Origin of the sequence: Pseudomonas sp. E6002, from assembly GCF_013385565.1 — a bacterium.
Classification (GTDB): domain Bacteria; phylum Pseudomonadota; class Gammaproteobacteria; order Pseudomonadales; family Pseudomonadaceae; genus Aquipseudomonas.
Window position 1 is genome coordinate 194,507 of the sequence record NZ_JACAPT010000002.1, and the last position, 19,502, is coordinate 214,008.

General features: G+C 60.9%; 21 protein-coding genes, 1 pseudogene and 1 riboswitch. Of the genes and pseudogenes, 11 read left to right on the plus strand and 11 right to left on the minus strand.

What is annotated here, in order from left to right; translation table 11 throughout:
* Positions 1-242: 242 nt before the first annotated feature.
* Positions 243-1,925, minus strand: coding sequence for a fatty acid--CoA ligase (locus tag HX815_RS02930; protein ID WP_177027794.1), 1,683 nt, complete (start codon positions 1,923-1,925; stop codon positions 243-245).
* A 131-nt stretch (positions 1,926-2,056) separates the two neighbouring features.
* Entirely contained in the window at positions 2,057-2,689 is a 633-nt protein-coding gene (locus tag HX815_RS02935; RefSeq protein ID WP_003216169.1) for a LysE family translocator, read from the minus strand.
* An 84-nt stretch (positions 2,690-2,773) separates the two neighbouring features.
* On the opposite strand from HX815_RS02935, the gene HX815_RS02940 reads away from it, so the two are divergent.
* The 3 genes from HX815_RS02940 (at position 2,774) to HX815_RS02950 (ending at position 5,612) form a co-directional block, all read left to right on the plus strand.
* Positions 2,774-3,739: a 2-hydroxyacid dehydrogenase gene (locus HX815_RS02940; protein ID WP_003216168.1), complete on the plus strand. Its 966-nt coding sequence runs from the start codon at positions 2,774-2,776 to the stop codon at positions 3,737-3,739.
* Positions 3,740-3,769: 30 nt separating this feature from the next.
* On the plus strand, positions 3,770-4,768 hold the full coding sequence (locus HX815_RS02945) for a class I SAM-dependent methyltransferase (RefSeq protein WP_008434258.1): 999 nt from the start codon (positions 3,770-3,772) through the stop codon (positions 4,766-4,768).
* Positions 4,769-4,819: 51 nt separating this feature from the next.
* Positions 4,820-4,939: riboswitch (yybP-ykoY riboswitch) on the plus strand.
* Positions 4,940-5,027: 88 nt separating this feature from the next.
* Positions 5,028-5,612: a TMEM165/GDT1 family protein gene (locus tag HX815_RS02950; RefSeq protein WP_003216166.1), complete on the plus strand. Its 585-nt coding sequence runs from the start codon at positions 5,028-5,030 to the stop codon at positions 5,610-5,612.
* A gap of 160 nt (positions 5,613-5,772) precedes the next feature.
* Here HX815_RS02950 and HX815_RS02955 read toward each other — a convergent pair whose 3' ends face one another.
* Positions 5,773-6,591 carry a M48 family metallopeptidase gene (locus tag HX815_RS02955; protein WP_177027795.1) on the minus strand — a complete coding sequence of 273 codons (819 nt, stop codon included), beginning with the start codon at positions 6,589-6,591 and terminating at the stop codon, positions 5,773-5,775.
* A 1,332-nt stretch (positions 6,592-7,923) separates the two neighbouring features.
* On the opposite strand from HX815_RS02955, the pseudogene HX815_RS31865 reads away from it, so the two are divergent.
* Positions 7,924-8,124 (plus strand): annotated as a pseudogene (locus tag HX815_RS31865) (HAMP domain-containing protein); the annotation flags it as partial.
* A 114-nt stretch (positions 8,125-8,238) separates the two neighbouring features.
* Positions 8,239-8,982, plus strand: coding sequence for a methyl-accepting chemotaxis protein (locus HX815_RS31870; protein WP_371135980.1), 744 nt, complete (start codon positions 8,239-8,241; stop codon positions 8,980-8,982).
* Between the two features lie 133 nt (positions 8,983-9,115).
* Here the strand turns inward: HX815_RS31870 and HX815_RS02965 are convergent, their stop codons facing one another.
* The 3 genes from HX815_RS02965 to HX815_RS02975 are packed head-to-tail and all read right to left on the minus strand — an operon-like array spanning position 9,116 to position 10,223.
* Positions 9,116-9,736: an SOS response-associated peptidase gene (locus tag HX815_RS02965; RefSeq protein WP_003216163.1), complete on the minus strand. Its 621-nt coding sequence runs from the start codon at positions 9,734-9,736 to the stop codon at positions 9,116-9,118.
* A gap of 36 nt (positions 9,737-9,772) precedes the next feature.
* A complete protein-coding gene (locus tag HX815_RS02970; protein ID WP_017477710.1) occupies positions 9,773-10,033 on the minus strand; it encodes a putative signal transducing protein in 261 nt (86 codons plus the stop codon).
* 10 nt (positions 10,034-10,043) lie between these two features.
* Positions 10,044-10,223: a CPXCG motif-containing cysteine-rich protein gene (locus HX815_RS02975; RefSeq protein ID WP_102369897.1), complete on the minus strand. Its 180-nt coding sequence runs from the start codon at positions 10,221-10,223 to the stop codon at positions 10,044-10,046.
* 144 nt (positions 10,224-10,367) lie between these two features.
* Here HX815_RS02975 and HX815_RS02980 point away from each other — a divergent pair, with 144 nt between their 5' ends.
* Positions 10,368-11,531, plus strand: a complete 1,164-nt coding sequence (locus HX815_RS02980; RefSeq protein ID WP_029615884.1) for a 1-acyl-sn-glycerol-3-phosphate acyltransferase — start codon at positions 10,368-10,370, stop codon at positions 11,529-11,531.
* A 135-nt stretch (positions 11,532-11,666) separates the two neighbouring features.
* Here the strand turns inward: HX815_RS02980 and HX815_RS02985 are convergent, their stop codons facing one another.
* The gene (locus HX815_RS02985) at positions 11,667-11,924 is read right to left on the minus strand and encodes a hypothetical protein (protein WP_003216159.1); all 258 of its coding nucleotides are present in this window, start codon (positions 11,922-11,924) and stop codon (positions 11,667-11,669) included.
* Between the two features lie 181 nt (positions 11,925-12,105).
* Between HX815_RS02985 and HX815_RS02990 the strand changes: the two genes are divergently transcribed.
* Complete coding sequence (locus tag HX815_RS02990) at positions 12,106-12,315, plus strand: hypothetical protein (protein WP_008434269.1); 210 nt, start codon at positions 12,106-12,108, stop codon at positions 12,313-12,315.
* Positions 12,316-12,422: 107 nt separating this feature from the next.
* On the opposite strand, the gene HX815_RS02995 is transcribed toward HX815_RS02990, so the two are convergent.
* Positions 12,423-13,007, minus strand: coding sequence for a YajG family lipoprotein (locus tag HX815_RS02995; RefSeq protein WP_003216157.1), 585 nt, complete (start codon positions 13,005-13,007; stop codon positions 12,423-12,425).
* A 184-nt stretch (positions 13,008-13,191) separates the two neighbouring features.
* Here HX815_RS02995 and HX815_RS03000 point away from each other — a divergent pair, with 184 nt between their 5' ends.
* On the plus strand, positions 13,192-13,425 hold the full coding sequence (locus HX815_RS03000; protein WP_003216156.1) for a hypothetical protein: 234 nt from the start codon (positions 13,192-13,194) through the stop codon (positions 13,423-13,425).
* A gap of 727 nt (positions 13,426-14,152) precedes the next feature.
* On the plus strand, positions 14,153-15,661 hold the full coding sequence (mqo, locus tag HX815_RS03005) for a malate dehydrogenase (quinone) (RefSeq protein WP_003216154.1): 1,509 nt from the start codon (positions 14,153-14,155) through the stop codon (positions 15,659-15,661).
* A 94-nt stretch (positions 15,662-15,755) separates the two neighbouring features.
* Here the strand turns inward: mqo and HX815_RS03010 are convergent, their stop codons facing one another.
* The 3 genes from HX815_RS03010 to HX815_RS03020 form a co-directional block, all read right to left on the minus strand.
* On the minus strand, positions 15,756-16,043 hold the full coding sequence (locus HX815_RS03010; RefSeq protein WP_003216153.1) for a PA4642 family protein: 288 nt from the start codon (positions 16,041-16,043) through the stop codon (positions 15,756-15,758).
* A 208-nt stretch (positions 16,044-16,251) separates the two neighbouring features.
* Positions 16,252-16,737, minus strand: coding sequence for a hypothetical protein (locus HX815_RS03015; protein WP_008434279.1), 486 nt, complete (start codon positions 16,735-16,737; stop codon positions 16,252-16,254).
* A gap of 61 nt (positions 16,738-16,798) precedes the next feature.
* Positions 16,799-17,356: a hypoxanthine-guanine phosphoribosyltransferase gene (locus HX815_RS03020; RefSeq protein WP_003216150.1), complete on the minus strand. Its 558-nt coding sequence runs from the start codon at positions 17,354-17,356 to the stop codon at positions 16,799-16,801.
* 165 nt (positions 17,357-17,521) lie between these two features.
* Here HX815_RS03020 and upp point away from each other — a divergent pair, with 165 nt between their 5' ends.
* Complete coding sequence (gene upp, locus HX815_RS03025; RefSeq protein WP_003216149.1) at positions 17,522-18,160, plus strand: uracil phosphoribosyltransferase; 639 nt, start codon at positions 17,522-17,524, stop codon at positions 18,158-18,160.
* A 2-nt stretch (positions 18,161-18,162) separates the two neighbouring features.
* The gene (locus tag HX815_RS03030) at positions 18,163-19,437 is read left to right on the plus strand and encodes a uracil-xanthine permease family protein (RefSeq protein WP_087692860.1); all 1,275 of its coding nucleotides are present in this window, start codon (positions 18,163-18,165) and stop codon (positions 19,435-19,437) included.
* Positions 19,438-19,502 lie beyond the last annotated feature (65 nt).

Genomic DNA, 19,502 nt, shown 5'->3' on the forward strand with positions numbered 1-19,502 from the left:
GAACAGATGAACCCGCCAGGTTCACAGCACCGCACCTTGAAAAACTCTGGGATGAACTATAGCCAGCAGGGGGTACCGCTTGATCCCTCTAAAGTGTGATTTGCATCACCAACCCGTCTGCCACAGTCCTTTTCGCCATGCTGACGAAGGTCAGCGACGGAAGGATGGCTGAAAATTGGCAAATCACAAGTGAAGGCTTGGACTAGAGCGCTGCCGTGCCCGCGAGGGCACGGCAAGCAGCGTCAGAGGGTGGAGAGGAAGGTGCTGTTGTTGGCCTGCCATTCAATGATGTCGATACGGATACGTTTTTTGTCGAGCTTGCCGACACTGGTCTTGGGAATTTCCGTAACAACGGCGATCTGGCTTGGAATCGCCCACTTGCTCAGGTGGCCCAATTCCACGAATGGCTTGAGATGTTCCTTGAGCTCCTTGGCCCCTATCACATGGCCATCACGCACCACCAGCAACGCAAACGGGCGCTCACCCCACTGCGGGTCGGCAATCCCCACCACCGCTACTTCGCGTACCGCCGGGTGGCGGCTGACCAGGTCCTCAAGGGCCAGCGAGGAGATCCACTCGCCGCCGGTCTTGATCACGTCCTTGATGCGGTCGCGAATATCGATCACGCCGAAGGCATCGAGGGTGGCCACATCGCCGGTGTGCATCCAGCCGCCGGCCCACAGCTCGGCGCCCTTCTGCGGCTCGTTGAAATAGCCTTCGCTGAGCCATGGCGCGCGCAGCACCAGCTCGCCCTGGGATTCACCGTCGGCGGGCAGGAAGTTGCCCTCGCCATCGATGATCGCCGCTTCCACCAATGGCCCGGGCACGCCGGCCTTGATGCGGTAGGTGGTGCGCTCGTCTTCGGTACCCGCCATCAGTTCTTCATTGAGGTGGGCGCAGGACACCAGCGGCCCGGTCTCGGACATGCCGTACGCCGCCGTCAGCTGAATCCCGCGGGCCTTGGAGGCTTCATACAGCGAACGATTGAGGGCGCTGCCACCGATGACGATTTTCCAGCCGCCGAAATCCACGCCCTGCCCGGCCTTGGCGTTGAGCACCATTTGCAGGATGGTCGGCACACAATGGGAGAAGGTGACCTTCTCCTTGCGCCACAGCTCCACCAGGTATTCGGGGTCGTAGCGGCCTGGATAAACCTGCTTCAGGCCGAGCATGGTCGCCACATACGGCAGGCCCCAGGCGTGGACGTGGAACATCGGAGTGATCGGCATGTAGACGTCGTTGGTGCCCAACAGCCGCACGCTGTCGACGCTGCCCATGATGGTCGCCACGCCCATGGTGTGCAGCACCAGTTGGCGGTGGGTGAAGTACACGCCCTTGGGATTGCCCGTGGTGCCGGTGGTGTAGAAGGTGGTGGCGACGGAGTTTTCGTCGAAATCCTCGAAGTCATAGCGGGGGCTCGCCGCCGCCAGTAATGTTTCGTACTCACCCACCAGGTTCGGCAGCTCGGCGGTTTTGTCCGCGCCGTCGGTGAGCAGCAGGGTTTTGTCGACGGTGGTGAGGTGGCCGGCGATGGCCTGGTAGAGCCCCACGAACTCGCTGTTGACCAGCACAAAGCGGTCCTCGGCGTGGTTCATGGTGTACAGAATCTGTTCCGGGGACAGGCGCACGTTGATGGTGTGGATTACCGCACCAATCATCGGAATGGCAAACATGCATTCCAGGTAGCGATGGCTGTCCCAGTCCATCACGGCCACGGTATCACCGGCCTTGACCCCGGCCTCGATCAGCACATTGGCCAGGCGGGCGACGCGCTCGATCAGGGTCGGATAGGTGTAGCGCAACTGGTCGCGGTAGACGATTTCCCGGGTCTTCTCGTAGCGTGTCCCGGACATCAACAGGCGTTTGATCAACAGCGGGTATTGGTAGGCGCCTTCGGCGGGCGGGATAACACGAGTCTGCAACATACGAATCCCTTATCTGACTGCACGGTCTTGGCTGAAACATCTGCACTTTAGAGCGCTTATGTTTCAGCCAAATCAGCCAAAGGAATGATTTGCAGAACCCAATGAATGCTAGCTTTGAGCCAGCATCCGGCTTATTTCATGCTGGTAAAGGCCAGCTTCACACCGATGGCAATCAGCACCGCGCCCATGGTGCGGTCGAACCAGTGGCCCATGCGTGCAAAACCGGCGCGTACGCGTTGCTGGCTGAACAGCATGGCCACCAGGCAAAACCAGATCGCGGTCGCCACGGCCAGGTACACGCCGTAACCGGCCTGGACCGCCAACGGCGTGTGGGGATTGATCACCACGGTGAACAGCGACAGGAAGAACAGCGTGGCCTTGGGGTTCAAGCCATTGGTGACAAAACCCGAGGTAAACGCACCACGGGCAGTGCGCTCGCCCGCTTCCAGGTGCAGGTCTTCTTCACTGGCAGGCTTGGCCGGCTGGGCGCGCAGGGCCTTGAAGCCGATGTACAGCAGGTAGGCCGCCGCCGCCCATTTCAGCGCATTGAACAGCACGATGGACTGGGACACGATCAAGCCGATGCCCAGCAGCGAATACCCCACGTGCAGGAAAATCGCCGAACCGACGCCCAACGCCGTCCAGGTGCCGGCCCGTCGGCCATGGGTCACGCTTTCACGTACCACCACGGCGAAATCCGGGCCAGGGCTGGCCACCGCCAACAGGTGAATCAGTGCCACGGTCAAGAACTCGGTGAGGTACATGCACACTCCAGGAAGTAACTGATTATTTCATCTGATAGGCTCGGCAGATTACGCCTTCGAATCCCGCCGCAAAAGGTACAGTTGATGACGAACAATCGCCGCGCCGTCTTCCTTGATCACCCTTCCCTGGACCTCGGGGACCTGGACCTCAGCGGGTTGCAGGCACTCTTCAGCGAACTGAGCCTGCACCAGCAGACCACACCCGAAAACATTATCGAACGCCTGCAAGGCGCGCAGGTGGCGATCAGCAACAAGATCGCGCTGAATGCCGAGACCCTGGCGGCCTGCCCCGAGCTGAAGCTGATCCTGGTGACCGCCACCGGCACCAACAACGTCGACCTCGCCGCCGCCCGCGCCCACGGCGTTACCGTGAGCAATTGCCAGGGTTACGGCACGCCATCGGTGGCGCAGCATACGATCATGCTGCTGCTGAACCTGGCGACGCGCCTGAACGACTATCAACGGGATGTGCAGGCGGGGCACTGGCAACAAGCCAAGCAGTTCTGCCTGCTGGACTACCCGATCGTCGAACTGGAAGGCAAAACCCTCGGGCTGCTGGGCCATGGTGAATTGGGCGGTGCCGTTGCGCGCCTGGCTGAAGCCTTTGGCATGCGCGTGATCCTGGGTGCGATTCCAGGCCGCCCGGCCCGTGCCGATCGCGTGCCGCTGGACGAGTTGCTGGCGCAGGTCGACGCGCTGACCCTGCACTGCCCGCTCAACGAACACACCCGCGACTTTATCGGTGCCCGTGAACTCGCCTTGCTCAAGCCCGGCGCGTTTATCGTCAACACCGCCCGTGGTGGCTTGATCAACGAACAGGCCCTGGCCGATGCCTTGCGCAGTGGGCACCTGGGCGGCGCGGCGACCGATGTATTGAGCGTGGAACCGCCGGTGAACGGCAACCCGTTGCTGGCCGGCGACATCCCGCGCTTGATCGTCACCCCGCACAACGCCTGGGGCAGCCGCGAAGCCCGGCAGCGGATCGTCGGCCAATTGATCGAAAACGCTCAGGGCTTTTTCAGCGGCGCCCCGCTGCGTGTCGTCAGTTGATAAACTGCGCCCCTTTTCAAGGAGCAGACCATGGATCCGCGCAGTGAAGTACTGCTTCGCCAGGCCGAACTTTTTCAAGGCGACGTGCTGCTGGTGGGCTTGCCCGCCGATGACCTGCTGGGCCGCCTGCCCAATGCCCATGGCTGGAGCTGGCACGCCGGCGACCAGGCCGCACTGGACGCACGTTTTGCCGAGCGCAGCCAGTTCGGTGTGAACGTGCCCGAGCGTTCGTTCGAGACCGCGGTGGTGTTCCTGCCCAAGTCCAAGGACCTCACCGACTACCTGCTCAATGCCGTGGCGGCGCGTTTGCCCGGCAAGGAGTTGTACCTGGTGGGGGAGAAGAAAGGCGGCATCGAAAGCGCGGCCAAGCAACTGAACCCGTTCGGCAAACCGCGCAAGCTCGACAATGCGCGGCACTGCCAGTTGTGGCTGGTGACGGTGGCCAACGCCCCCGAGCCGGTAGAACTGGAGAGCCTGGCGCAGGTCTTCGAGGTGCCGCTGGCTGAGGGCCCGCTCAAGGTGGTGAGCCTGCCGGGCGTGTTCAGCCACGGTCGGCTGGATCGCGGTACCGCATTGCTGCTGGAGCATCTGGACAAGTTGCCGAGCGGTCACTTGCTGGATTTCGGTTGTGGCGCGGGTGTGCTCGGGGCAGCGGTCAAGCGTCGCTACCCGCATAACACGGTGACAATGCTCGACGTGGATGCCTTTGCCGCTGCCAGCAGTCGCCTGACATTGGCGGCCAATGGCCTGGAAGCCGAGGTGTTGACCGGTGATGGCATCGACGCTGCTCCGATGAATCTGAACGCGATTCTGAGCAACCCGCCGTTCCACGTCGGGGTGCACACCGATTATTTCGCCACCGAGAACCTGCTACGAAAAGCGGCCAAACATCTGGCAAAAGGCGGCGAACTTCGCTTGGTTGCGAACAGTTTCCTGAAGTATCAGCCGCTGATCGAAGAGCATCTTGGCGTGTGCGCAATCAAGGCAGAAGGTCAGGGTTTTCGCATTTACCGTGCCAAGCGCGGCTGAGATCTTTTTCCAAAAGAAGGCTTGCCGAATGGATTTTGCCTAGGCAGAATCCGCTCCGTCCTAGGGGAGTAGTCTCCCACGAGCGCCACGCTCGTCCGGCATACGTCAACATACTTGGTCAACAGGCCATGGCGTATGCGACCCAGGAGTCCGCACAGACGGACCGGGGTTTGACAAGACCTATGACACGAACACCTTACCCGGGGCGGGAAGGCTGTACGTGTCATAGCCGTGTCGACCCGCCCCTGGAACTTACCTGATGCTGGATTCTCTGCTCGTCCCTACCGCAATCGTTGCCTTGGCCGAAATTGGCGACAAGACGCAACTGCTCGCGCTCATTCTCGCTGCACGCTTTCGCAAACCCTGGCCGATCATCGCCGGCATCGTTGCCGCGACCCTGGCCAACCATGCGGCCGCCGGTGCCGTGGGGGCTTGGTTCGGGAGTTTCTTCTCGGATGCGGTGCTGCACTGGATCCTCGCGGCGAGCTTCTGCGCCACGGCGCTGTGGACCCTGGTGCCCGACAAGCTCGACGATGACGAAGCCAGCACTTCCCGCAAGTTCGGGCCCTTCCTGACCACGCTGATCGCGTTCTTCCTCGCGGAAATCGGCGACAAGACCCAGATCGCTACCGTGATGCTCGCGGCGCAATACCCGGAACTGTGGCTGGTGATTATCGGCACCACCCTGGGCATGTTGATTGCCAACGTGCCGGTAGTGCTGGCGGGTAATTTTGCCGCGGACAAATTGCCGCTGACGCTGATTCGTCGACTGGCGGCTACGGCATTCTTCATCCTGGCCATTGTTGCGGTGTACAAGGCCATGCAGAGCAGTGGCTGGATCTAAACGCAACCCCATATGGGGGCTGGGCTTTTGTGGGAGCTGGCTTGCCTGCGATAGCATCACCTCGGTGCAACTGACACACCGAGGTGCCTGCATCGCGGGCAAGCCCGACTCCCACACAAGCCGGGCCCCCACATTCAGATTTGCATTTCAGCCTTATAAATCAGGATTTTTTCGCCTGCTGATACAACGGCATCACCTTCGGAATCGCCGCCTGCAACGAGGCGATCCGGCTGTCGGAGGCAGGGTGGGTGCTCATGAATTCAGGTAGCGAGCCTTCCGAAGCCTTGGCCATTTTGTTCCACAGGGTAATCGCCGCGTTCGGGTTGTAACCGGCACGCGCCGACAACTCCAGGCCGATCAGGTCCGCTTCGTTTTCATTGCTGCGGCTGTTGGGCAAGGTCATGCCGTAGTTGGCCACGGTATCGGCCAGCGCCAGGCTGTCCTGACCGAGGCCGAACAAGGCACCGGCCCCCTGCTTCGCCATTTCGATACCGTAGGCCTTGGACATGGCTTCGCGGCCGTGTTCACGCAAGGCGTGGGCAATTTCATGGCCCATCACGGCGGCGAGTTCGTCGTCGGTCAACTTGAGATTGTCGATCAGCGCGCTGTAGACAAAGATCTTGCCGCCAGGCCCGCAGTTGGCGTTCATCTCGTCACTTTTGATCAGGTTCACTTCCCACTTCCACTGCGCCGCATCCGGGCGGAAGGTGGGCGCCTGGGCGATCAGGCGGTTGGCAATCGCCTGCACGCGCTTGGCGTTGGCGCTGGTCTTGTCCACCAGGCCCTTGCCGCTGGCTTCACCCAGGGTCTGCTGGTAGGACTGCGCATACATCTGGTCGACTTCCTGGCTCGACAACATGCTGAACATGTACTGCTTGCGCTCAACCCCCACGGCGCCGCCGCTTGTGGTGTTGACCGACTGACAACCGGCGAGCAACAAAGCCGCGCCCAACGCACATACCGCCACTGTCTTTTTCATCAACCTGCTCCCTGAAAACATGGCGCGTATCGTAGTCGACCAATTGTATCGACGCCAGATACAACAGACGTATAGCCACCTGATTTCAGATACATCCCACACTGCCGCAAAAAATTCACAAACGCTGGCAACCATTCCATTTACGACATTCGCCCATCCGGCACAGCCATTTTGAGGTAATGGCCCTCATGTCTCCCCCGCCCGCGGCCGATATACACAAGCAGCCAATCTCCCCCTGCGTTCGGAGCCGTCATGAAGTTCAAGTCGATTCAATTTTCTGTCGCGGCACTGGCCGGGGCCATTGTCCTGAGCGTGGTGGCGGTGTTGGTGCTGTATGCCTTGTTCGCCGGGGCGCGCACCCAGGAGATGGTGCTGGAACGCACCCAGGGTCAATTCGAACAAATCATCGAGCAGCGCCTGACCGCCCTGGCGCAAACCCAGGCGACGCTGATCCAGCGCGAACTCGAAGCACCGCTGGTGACGGCCAAGGGCCTGGCCACCGCCAACGCCCTGATGGGCATGAAAGACGCCAACGGCAACCCGCAACTGGCGGTCTCCCGTGAACAACTGATCAACCTGATCCACGAAACCGTGGTGCGTAACCCGAAGATTCTTGGCGCCTATATAGGCTGGGAAGCCAACGCCATCGACCACAACGATGCTGCCTACGTGAACAGCCCGGTGGTCGGCATCGAAACCAACGGCCGCTTCCTGCCGTGGTGGTTCCGCAATGCCGACGGCAGCCTGGGCCTGGATAAACTGGCTGACGTGGCCGACCAGACCATCCTGTCCACCGGCGTGCGCGCCAGTGAGTACTACCTGTGTTCCAAGGAAAGCAAAAAGCCCTGCGCCATCGATCCGGCCCCTTATAAAGTCGGGAACGCGATGGTGATGCTCGCCTCGTTTATCGAACCAATCATGATCGACGGCACCTTTCAGGGCATCGTCGGCGCCGACCTGTCGGTGAACTTCATCCAGGAAATGCTCACCAAGGCTGATCAGAATTTGTACAACGGTGCTGGCGAGTTGGCGCTGATTTCCAGCAACGGCCGCCTGGTGGCCTACACCAAGGACGCCAGCAAGCTCGGGGAAAAGGCCAGCGACCTGCTGGACAGCAACGAACTGGCCAACCTCGGCCAACTGAAGATCGGCGAGGTGCGCTATGACGTGGACAAGCAACACGGGCATATCGAGCTGTTCCTGCCGTTCAACATCGGCCAGACCGACGCCCGCTGGACCCTGCTCCTGCAACTGCCCCTGAGTGCGGTAATGGCCGACCTGCAGGCGATGCAGCACGACCTCGACGCCCAGCGCAAAACCGATATTTTCGGCATGGCCGTGGCCGGGCTGCTGATCGCCGGCATCGGCTTGCTGGTGATCTGGCTGGTGGGCCACGGCATTGCCCGGCCGCTCAAGCAAATGGTGGCGATGCTCAATGACATCGCCCAGGGCGAAGGCGACCTGACCCGGCGCCTGACCAGTGATCGCGCCGACGAACTGGGGGCGATTGCCAGCGGCTTCAATACATTCCTGGCCAAGTTGCAGGGGATGATTACCCAGGTGGTGAGTTCGGTGCAGAAGGTCAGCGACTCCTCGGAGCACACCGCCGACATCGCGATTCGTACCAACCAGGGCGTGCACAAGCAAATGGTCGAGATCGACCAGGTGGCTACCGCCGTGCACGAGATGACCGCGACCGCACAGGACGTGGCGCGCAACGCCACCCAGGCCGCACAGGCCGCCAGCCACGCTGATCAAGCGGCGAGCCAGGGCATGCAGATTGTGCGCGACACCTCCACCTCCATCGGCGCCCTCGCCGAGGAAATCGGCAAGGCGGTCGGTGTGGTGCAGGCGCTGGCCAAGGACAGCGAGAACATCAATGCCATCCTCACGGCGATTCGCGGAATTGCCGAGCAGACCAACCTGCTGGCGCTCAACGCGGCAATCGAAGCAGCACGGGCCGGTGAGCAAGGGCGCGGGTTTGCGGTGGTGGCCGACGAGGTGCGCAACCTGGCGCAGAAGACCCAGAAGGCTACCGAAGAAATCCAGGCCATGATCCAGCAACTGCAGCAGGGCACCCGCGACGTGGTGCGGGTGATGGAAGACAGCCAGAACCGCACCGATGAAAGCGTGCAGCACGCGGCCAAGGCGGCTCAGGCGCTGGAGACCATTACCCGGGCGGTGTCGGTGATCAACGACATGAACACCCAGATCGCCAGCGCCGCCGAGGAACAGAGCGCGGTGGCCGAGGACATTAACCGTAACGTGATCAATATCGGACAGGTGGCCAATGAAGTGGCAGGCGGAGCGGATGAGTCGAGCGCGGCCAGCGCAGACCTGACCAAGCTGGCGGAACAGCAGCGGCGGTTGATCAATCAGTTCAAGGTTTGAGTCAAGCGGCGCCCTTTCGGGCGCCTTCGCGAGCAAGCCCGCTCCCACATTTGATCGCATTCCTTCAGTTGAAATGCAATCAAATGTGGGAGCGGGCTTGCTCGCGAAGAGGCCGGCCGATTCAACACAACGCTCAACCCGGCGTCAGGCACTCCGGTCCATTCAGCTTCGGATCGTTGACCATATTGGCCAGCACCCGCTCGCGCAACGCGGTGGGTTCACTGGCCAATAAGGCCTGCAAGGTGTGCAGCGGGGTCTCGGGGTTCAGCCAGGCTGCCTGCCCCGCCGCATCCAGAATCAACGGTCGGCGCTGACTCTGCGCCGCCTGGGTCACCACCGCCGTACTCAACCAAACCTGCTCCTGCACCGGATACGCCTCCCAGATCGCCGCAAAGAACAGCGTGCTGCCCTCCCCCGGCGTTAGCCAGTACGGGCGCTTGCGCTGGGTGCCGCGCCATTCGTAGAAACCATTGGCCGGAAGCAGGCAGCGGCGCTGGCGAAACGCTTCGCGAAACATCGGCTGTTCGGCAAGGGTTTCCGCCCGGGCATGGGCCGGTGTACGAGAGAGATCGGTCAGCCAGGGCGGCGTCAGGCCCCAGCGCGCCCGCGCCAGGGTGTGCTGGCCGTCACTCAGGCGCTGGATCAGCACCGAGTCATTGGGAGAGATGTTCCACTGGGCCTGCTGGTCGGCCGGGAAGCCCGGCAAGGCAGCAAACGCGGGGTTCCAGCGAAACAGGGCATAACGTCCACACATGGGGCAACACGACTCTTGGAGAAACTGGCCGACAGCCTAACAGACCAGCACGTCGGGAAAGCTGTCGGGTTCATCACCGGGCAGTGGTTGCGCACCGTTGTAGGCGGTGATCAGCTCGCGGGCGTAGGCGGCCTGGTCGTTCTCCACCGCCAGCGCCAGCAGGCCATAGATCGGCAGTTCGCCGGTACCCCCGAGCAAATCGCGCCCCACCAGGTGCGCGGTGATGCCCTCGCTTTCGAGCATGCCTTGCAGCAGCTCGCCTTCCATCAGGTTTTCCGGCTCGTAGATTCGCTGCATGGGCGTACCTTTATTCGTTCTCGCTGCGCACGTTGAGCATCCATTCGTCGTCATGAACCTGCAGCTCGAAAACAATGGGCCGGCAGCACACCGGGCAGTCCTCAATATATTCCTGATCGCCCGCCGACAGGTCCAGTAGCGCCGTGACTACCTCTCCACAATAAGGACATTCGTACGACTCCTCTTCCATCGCGGTCTCCAAGGTGACTTGTGCGTATAATCGCCGGTCTATTTACAGGGCTATTTTTCGTCCCGGCCAATTGCCCGGACCACGCCCTGATATTTATTGTTCCAAACCTTTACTTACCCTAGCCGTTTCTAACAAGAGAGCATGATGGGCGAATTCGATACCATCCGACCTTACAACGACAGCGAAGTCCCGGCAGTGCTGGCCCGACTGTTCAGTGACAAGGCCTTTCTGGACATCCTGACCCACTTTCGCTTCCCGCGCTTTGCCGGCGCCTTCGGCTGGCTGCTCAAGCCGATGATCGCTCATAAACTGCGCCGTGAGTTCGCCGGCGTCACTACCGTGGCCACGCTGCAGGACAAAGTCGAGTTTTACGTCGACCACACCATCGAGCGGGCAACCGACGGCGTGACCTATACCGGCGTGGAGCAGTTCAAGTCCGGCAGCGCCTACCTGTTCCTGGCCAACCACCGCGACATCGTGATGGACCCGGCCTTCGTCAACTACGCCGTGTACCACGCCGGCCTGCCGACGCCGCGCATCGCCATCGGCGACAACCTGCTGCAGAAGCCGTTTGTCAGCGACCTGATGCGCCTGAACAAGAGTTTCATCGTGCACCGCTCGATCACCGGGCGCAAAGAGAAGATGGCGGCCTATCAGTTGCTGTCGGCCTACATCAACCATTCGATTCGCAACGACTGCCAGTCGATCTGGATCGCCCAGGCCGAAGGCCGCGCCAAGGATGGGGATGATCGCACCGAGTCGGCGATCCTCAAGATGTTCCACATGAGCCGCAAGGACGAGCCGTTCGCCGAAGTCATCCAGTCACTGAACCTGACGCCGGTGTCCATCAGCTACGAATACGACCCGTGCGACGCAGCCAAGGCCCGCGAGCTGTACATCCGCGCCACCACCGGCACCTACAGCAAGGCGCCGGGGGAAGATGACGTGAGCATCGCCCTGGGCATCACCGGCTACAAGGGCCGGGTACACGTCAACTTCGCGCCGCCGATCACCGAGGCGTTCGAAGACACCAAGCTGTTGGCGATCGAAATGGACCGGCAGATCCTGGGTGGGTATCGGTTGTTCCCGGTGCATTACCTGGCGTACGCCCAATGGAGCGATGCCGATCCGCAATTGCAGGTACCGACCGCAGCCGAGGTATTCCCGGCGGACGAGTTGGCCAAGGCAAAGGCAGAGTGGGAGCGGCGCTTGAATGCGTGCCCGGCCGAGCATCGGCCGTATCTGGTATTGCAATACGCGACGCCGGTGAGGAATCAGTACCGGGTCAAGGCCGGGATTGCCCTGTAACCCGGTACCAGCAACAGCGCAAACCCAATGTGGGAGCGGGCTTGCTCGCGAAGGCGGTGGATCAGCCAATCATGTATTGACTGACACCGCGCTTTCGCGAGCGAGCCCGCTCCCACAGTTGTTTTTAGGGTGTTCCTACAATCGGGTACTAAGAAAGGACACCAGCAACGCCAGCCCCAGACAGGCAAACCCCAACCGGTAGAACAGGCGATAGGTACGCTGCGTCAACACGTCCAGATACAGCATCGGCTGATCAATGGCACGCAGTTCGCTTTGCGCGGCAAGGCGGGCCATCGCGCGCTGTTCATGCAGGCGCGTGACAAACAGCAGCCATGCCGCCGGGCAGGCCAGTAACAGGGCAAGGGAATTGAGCAGTAGTGCGGTCAGCGACATCGCAAACCTCGATGTATCAGTGTCTTGGTATCAATCCAGATACAAACCTGAATGATATGCGCCGCCTGCGCGTCATTACTCCTTCCCCATTGACGGCTAATGTATCCAGTAATTTACAGCGTCACCTGAACGTCACCTTAACAAGCCACTCTGTTGCCCTTCGAAAGCCCGGGAGCTTGTCATGTTGCACGCGCAGAACCAGGATCGGCTGTATCTGATTGCCCCAAGTGATGAGCAAGAGGCCCTGGTGGGCGGCCTCGCGTTCAATGTGCAGGACCGCCACTGGCTGGTGTATTGCGCCCTCGGCGGGCATCAACATGCCGACCTGCCGGAGCTGGACTTGCTCACTGGCGTGAGTGTGCTGGACTTTTATGTCGAAACGGCTGCATGAAAACGGCAGGCGTAAAAAAACCGGGCTCAGTGATGAGCCCGGTTTTTTGATCGTTCCCACGCGCCGCAAAGGAATGCCGACTGGGGCGCTCCGCGCCCGCCTGACGGTTACTGCGAGCTGAGCAGCGAACCGATGCTCGGGTCCTTGAACAGGCGCGTCAGGGCATCGCTCAACACGTCGCTGACCAGCTTGGTGTTGGTTTCCTGGTTCGGCGCCATGCCGAAGCGCTGGTCCAGGGATGCGCCGTAACGGCCGCTGTAGCGACGGGTACCGGCAGTCACGTCGGACTTGAAGGTCGCGCCGATGGTGGCTTCAGTCACGTACAGGCCTTCCTTGGGCGACTGATACTTCAGCTCGGCCAGGGTGATGGTCAGTTGTGGCGCACCTGGCGAGTTGGAAGGGGTGAAGCCCAACAGGCGCACGGCCGCTTCGGCCTGGGCTTGCAGCTTGGGCAGCACGTCCGCACCGGTCACCGTAATGGCGCTGGTTTCCGGGTACAGGCCGCCACGGGTGCCGAGGGTCGGCGACGGACGACCGTCAACCACACGCACCGACACCGGCTGGCCATGGCCGACAGGCGCCAGCTGGGTGGTGATTTTCGGTTGCGGGCTGAGTTGTTGCGGGCTGTGGGCGCAGCCAACCAGGGTCAAACTGGTCACAGTGATCAAACCGAACAACAGGCGTTGCAACATACTCATTTCTCCAGGACTAGATGCAAACAGGGCGCCAGTATAACGGTGAGCGCTCGCCACTCACCAGAATTCCTGAACGGCGCCTGAACTGTCGGCGAAATTACAATTTTCACACAGAACCGTCACCTCAATGTCATGCCAGACTGCCAACCTTCGCAGCATGTAACGAACCGGGTACACAGCCATGCGCCTTCTCAAATCTTTGTTCTTTTCCCACGCCAGCCATCGCCACTTCGCCCTGCTCGACGCCCAAGGCTGCTGCCAGGCTTTCAAGCAGTGCAGCCTGCCGCCCGTCGGTGAAGGCTGGGTCGAAGTCGAAGAGACCCGCCTGAGCTGGATGCACCGCCCGCTGCCCGCCAGCGCGCGCGTCAGCCCCCGGGTTTCGCAGCCACAGGCACGGCACGCGTTGGCCTCCTGACCAGACTGCTAATAAAAGTCATTAAACACGTCCATTTGCGCGCATTTCTTCGCTACAATCTCCCCCCGATTATAAGGACGTCTCCTGATCGGGCCTCGCAGCATCGCTAATGCACTTGTATTAGCTCCCCCGCACCGCCCACAGAGAGCCGCCCACACAGATCGTGTGAAGCTGGCGAGCTTGCTGTTTTCTCTGCAAACCATCGTCTTTACCCGAATCTGCCAGAGCTGCCATGCGCTCGGCCACTTGAGTTGTTTGCCCGTTTTGCCGCTTGCCGGCAGTGATTTCGGGCCAGGTGCCAGGCTGGGGCAGCCCTTTTTTGAGGTTCACGTCTTCAAAAGAGCGTGAAAAAAACGGGTTTTCACAACTTCACAAGAGTGTGGCGAGCAAATGAATAGTTTTGCGTTTGTACAAGCACCATCAGCGTCTGGAACAGCCCCACCACACAGGACCGAGCACTCCTCAAGAACCGGAGCTTGAAGCCTGTCCGCTACGGATTTGGTTGCACGATCGGACGAGCTTGACCATAAGTCGAATTGCCACAGGCGCCCTTAAATGCGTTCATACGCAGATCAGGCCCGGTCGGCAGCGTCCGCTTGCGATAAATTGCGAAGAATCGGACATGGCGATCCTGGCCATGGGTAACCTGGGGCATCACGTGAACCGCCCCGTCACTCCTGGCAGCCATGCCGTCAATTTGGTGCTGCAGATTTTGGAGACGCGTTAAATGGCGCATAACGAAGCAGTCGACGTAGTACTGGTAGGTGCGGGCATCATGAGTGCCACCCTCGCCGTACTGCTCAAAGAGCTCGACCCCGGCCTCAAGCTGGAAGTCGTTGAGCTGATGGATTCGGGTGCCGCGGAAAGTTCCAACCCGTGGAACAACGCCGGTACCGGCCACGCCGGGCTGTGTGAGCTGAACTACACACCGCAGGCCGCCGACGGCTCCATCGACATCAAGAAAGCCGTGCACATCAACACCCAATTCGAGGTGTCGAAGCAGTTCTGGGCCTACCTGACCAAGAAAGGCACCTTTGGCTCGTCCAAATCCTTTATCAGCCCCGTGCCGCACCTGAGCTTCGTACAGGGCGAAAAAGGCGTGTCGTTCCTCAAGAAGCGCTTTGAAACCCTCAGCCAGCACCACGCGTTCTCGGACATGCACTACACCGAAGACCGCAGCGAGATGGCCGAGTGGATGCCGCTGATGATGCCCGGCCGCCCACTGGACGAAAAAATCGCCGCCACCCGCGTGATGAACGGCACCGACGTCAACTTCGGCGCCCTGACCAACCAGTTGCTCTCGCACCTGACCAGCGCCCCGGATGCCCAGGTCAAGTACAGCAAGCGCGTCACCGGCCTCAAGCGCAACGGCGCCGGCTGGACCGTGAGCATCAAGGACGTCAACAGCGGCAATTCCCGTGATGTGGACGCCAAGTTCGTGTTCCTCGGCGCCGGTGGCGCGGCCCTGCCGCTGTTGCAAGCCTCGGGCATCGAGGAAAGCAAGGGCTTCGGCGGCTTCCCGGTCAGCGGCCAGTGGCTGCGTTGCGACAACCCGGAAGTGGTCAAGCACCACCAGGCCAAGGTCTACAGCCAGGCGGCCGTGGGTTCGCCACCGATGTCGGTGCCGCACCTCGACACCCGTGTGGTCGACGGCAAGAAATCCCTGCTGTTCGGGCCATACGCCGGTTTCACCACCAAGTTCCTCAAGCACGGCTCGTTCCTTGACCTGCCCATGTCGATTCGTGCCGGCAACATCGGCCCGATGCTGGCCGTGGCCCGGGACAACATGGACCTGACCAAGTACCTGGTCAGCGAGGTGCGCCAGTCCATGGAGCAGCGCCTGGAATCCCTGCGTCGCTTCTACCCTGAGGCAAAAGCCGAAGACTGGCGCCTGGAAGTGGCCGGCCAACGGGTGCAGATCATCAAGAAAGACCCGAAGAAAGGCGGCGTGCTGCAATTCGGTACCGAACTGGTTGCGGCCAAGGACGGTTCGCTGGCCGCCCTGCTCGGCGCGTCTCCAGGTGCCTCGGTGACCGTGTCGATCATGCTGGAACTGATCGAACGCTGCTTCCCGACGAAAGCGGCCGGTGAGTGGGCCGCCAAGCTGCACGAGATCTTCCCGGCTCGGGAAAAGGTCCTGGAGACCGATGCCGAGCTGTATCGCAAGATCAACACGCAGAACAACATCAGCCTGGAACTGGTTGAGCAGAGCAGCGAGACCGAAAGCTACGCTTGAGCGTCGTGACGCAGAGCGTCAGTTGATGCATTCCCACGCAGAGCGTGGGAACGAAAAACGCCCCTAACGGGGCGTTTTTTTTCGTCCGCAACAATCAGCCGCGAGCTTGTTCGATCAGCTCGATGTACTCGGCGGCGTTGCGCTGGTCCTTGATCACTTCAACGAAGGTCAGGCCATGCTCGTCCTTGCCATCGAGGTCCAGGCCGGCTTCCTTGAAGAAAACCAGGAAGCGTTCGAAGTCGTCGATACGCAGGCCGCGGTAGGCCTTGATCAGTTTGTGCAGGGACGGCGAAGTGGCGTCTACCGGCTCGAAATCCAGGAACAGCTTGATTTGCTCGTCGCCGATTTCATCACCAATCACCTGTTTCTTATCTTTACGCATTACCGACTCCAGCCTGCAGACATTTACACGGGAAAAGCAGTTTACCTGCGGCACCGCGGCTTCGAAAGCTACGCGAACCAATGTGGGAGCCGGCTTGCCTGCGATAGCGGTGCATCAGTAACAGATGGGCCAACGGACCCACCGCTATCGCAGGCAAGCCAGCTCCCACATTGACTGTATTTACACCGCCGAATGCGCGTCGGCTGGATTATTTGGCGCGCACCGCCCCGGTGTGCAAATCGGCCCAGATATGGCCGTTGGCGTAAGTGAGGAATTGCACATAGACCGTGTCATTGCGCAACAAGTCGACGATCACCCGATACTGGGTCACCGGATACGACAAGGTCAGGGTTTTGCTTTTGTCGTCGAACACCGGCTTTTTCAGGCTTTTGCTTTCAGCATCAAAGTTGAGGATCACCTGGGCGATGGTCGCGCCTTTGTTCAGGGACTTGCCCTTGAGGCGGATCATCAACGGCGAGGTCACCGGGATCGGCTGCTGGGTGGATTGGCGCTGGTTACCCACCACCACCGAATACTCGGTGACTTGCAGCAATTGCTGCTGGTCCGGGGTTTCGGCGCGCAGGGTCAGGTCGTCGGGCGGCAGGAATTGGCTGTGCAGCGGCGCCGGAGCAGCCGCCAGGGGCAAACTGAGGGTCAGCGCCAGGGCGGCGCAGGTGCGAATCAACAGGCTCATGAACAGCTCCAGACGCAGGGGCCAAGCACGATAGCATGACAACCCTGCGCCTGAATCCCGCTTACATCCCTTTGACGGCGTAGATCCCATTGGCGTTGCGCCAGTAGCCTTTGTAGTCCATGCCGTAACCGAAGATGTAACGGTCAATGCACGGCAGGCCCACGTAATCGGCTTTCAGGTCCGGACGGGCCTTGCGGTCGTGGTCCTTGTCGATCAGCACGGCAGTGTGCACCTTGCGCGCGCCGGCGTGTTTGCAGAAGTCGATGATCGCGCCCAGGGTGTGACCTTCGTCGAGGATGTCGTCGATGATCAGCACGTCGCGGTCGATGAACGAGACTTCCGGCTTGGCTTTCCAGAACAGGTCGCCGCCACTGGTTTCATTGCGATAGCGAGTGGCGTGCAGGTAGGACGCTTCCAGCGGGAATTGCAGGTGGGTGAGCAATTTACCGGCGAAAATCAGGCCACCGTTCATCACGCAAAAGACCACCGGGTTGGTGTCGGCCATTTCACGGGAGATGTGCGCGCCGACCTTGGCGATGGCCTCTTCGACTTGCGCTTCGGTGTACAGGCAGTCAGCCTCGCGCATGATTTGACGGATATGCTCGAGATCAGCGGACATGGCGCTCTCCAAGGGGGTGCTGTGGCAAGAAAAGCGGGCAAAGGTACGCATGTGAGGCCCAACGTTCAAGCCTTAATGGACTAACGTACTAGATGTCTATAGGACAACACCCTCGGATAGATTAATCTAGGCCGGTTTTTTTGCCCGCCGCCGGAGCCTTTCCCCATGCCCATCCGTGAGATCCGCCATCCGCTGATCCGACATAAACTCGGCCTTATGCGCCGCGCCGACATTAGCACGAAGAACTTCCGTGAGCTTGCTCAGGAAGTCGGAGCGCTGCTCACCTACGAGGCGACCAAAGACCTGCCCCTGGAAAACTACGAGATCGCCGGTTGGTGTGGTCCCGTCCAGGTCGAGAAAATCGCCGGCAAGAAGATTACCGTGGTGCCGATCCTGCGTGCCGGTATCGGCATGCTCGAAGGCGTGCTCAGCCTGATCCCGGGTGCCAAGGTCAGCGCCGTAGGCGTGGCCCGCAACGAAGAGACGCTGCAGGCCCACACCTACCTGGAAAAACTGGTACCGGAAATCGACGAGCGCCTGGCGATGATCATCGACCCGATGCTCGCCACCGGTAGCTCCATGGTTGCCACCATCGACCTGCTGAAAAAAGCCGGTTGCAAGGACATCCGCGCCATGGTGCTGGTGGCCGCTCCCGAAGGCATCGCCGCCGTCGAGAAAGCCCACCCGGACGTGTTGATCTACACCGCATCCATCGATGAACGCCTGAATGAACATGGCTACATCATCCCGGGCCTGGGCGATGCCGGCGACAAGATCTTCGGTACCAAGCAGAAGGACGCGTGACCATGCAGGATGAGTTCAACGACCCGCTTTGGCGCCAGATCCTGTCTGGCGCACAGATGCTCTTCGTAGCATTTGGCGCGCTGGTGTTGATGCCGCTGATCACCGGTCTCGATCCAAACGTCGCCCTGTTCACCGCAGGCTTGGGCACCTTGTTGTTCCAGGTGGTTACCGGGCGCCAGGTACCGGTGTTCCTGGCGTCGAGCTTTGCGTTTATCACCCCGATCATTCTCGCCAAGGGCCAGTTCGGCCTCGCGGCGACCATGGGCGGCGTGATGGCGGCCGGCTTCGTTTACACCTTCCTGGGCCTGGCCGTGAAGATCAAGGGCACCGGTTTCATCGACCGGCTGCTGCCGCCGGTGGTGATCGGGCCGGTGATCATTTCCATTGGCCTGGCCATGGCGCCGATTGCGGCCAATATGGCGATGGGCAAGGCCGGTGACGGCAGTGAGTTGATCCACTACCAGACCGCCATGCTGATCTCGATGCCGGCGCTGCTGACCACGCTGATCGTGGCGGTGTTCGGCAAAGGCATTTTCCGCCTGGTGCCGATCATCTCCGGCGTGCTGGTGGGTTTCGCCATGTCGTTCTACTTCGGCGTAGTCGACACCGCGAAGATCGCCGCCGCACCGTGGTTCGCCCTGCCCCACTTCACCGCGCCGGAATTCAACTGGCAGGCGATCCTGTTTATCGTCCCGGTGGCCCTGGCCCCGGCGATCGAACACATCGGTGGTGTGATTGCGGTGGGCAGCGTGACCGGTCGCGACTACCTGAAGAAGCCCGGCCTGCACCGCACCCTGCTGGGTGACGGGATCGCCACCACCGCTGCCGGCCTGTTCGGCGGCCCGCCCAACACGACCTACGCGGAAGTGACGGGCGCGGTGATGCTGACCAAGAACTACAACCCGAAGATCATGACCTGGGCGGCGGTATTTGCCATCAGCCTGGCGTTTATCGGCAAGTTCGGCGCGCTGCTGCAGAGCATTCCAGTCCCGGTAATGGGCGGGATTCTGTGTCTGCTGTTCGGCTCGATTGCCGCAGTGGGGATGAACACCCTGATCCGCCACAAGATCGACCTTGGCGAAGCGCGCAACCTGGTGATTGTGTCGGTGACCCTGGTGTTCGGAATTGGCGGTGTGCTGGTAGGCACCGGCACTGGCCCGGATGACTTTGGCCTGAAGGGCATCGCCCTGTGTGCGGTGGTAGCGATTGCGTTGAATCTGCTGCTGCCGGGCAATGACGGCTGGAAGAACAGGAAGCCGGATGAGCCGCTGATCTAACTGCCAACGCAAAACCAATGTGGGAGCGGGCTTGCTCGCGAATGCAGTGTGTCATTCAGCACATC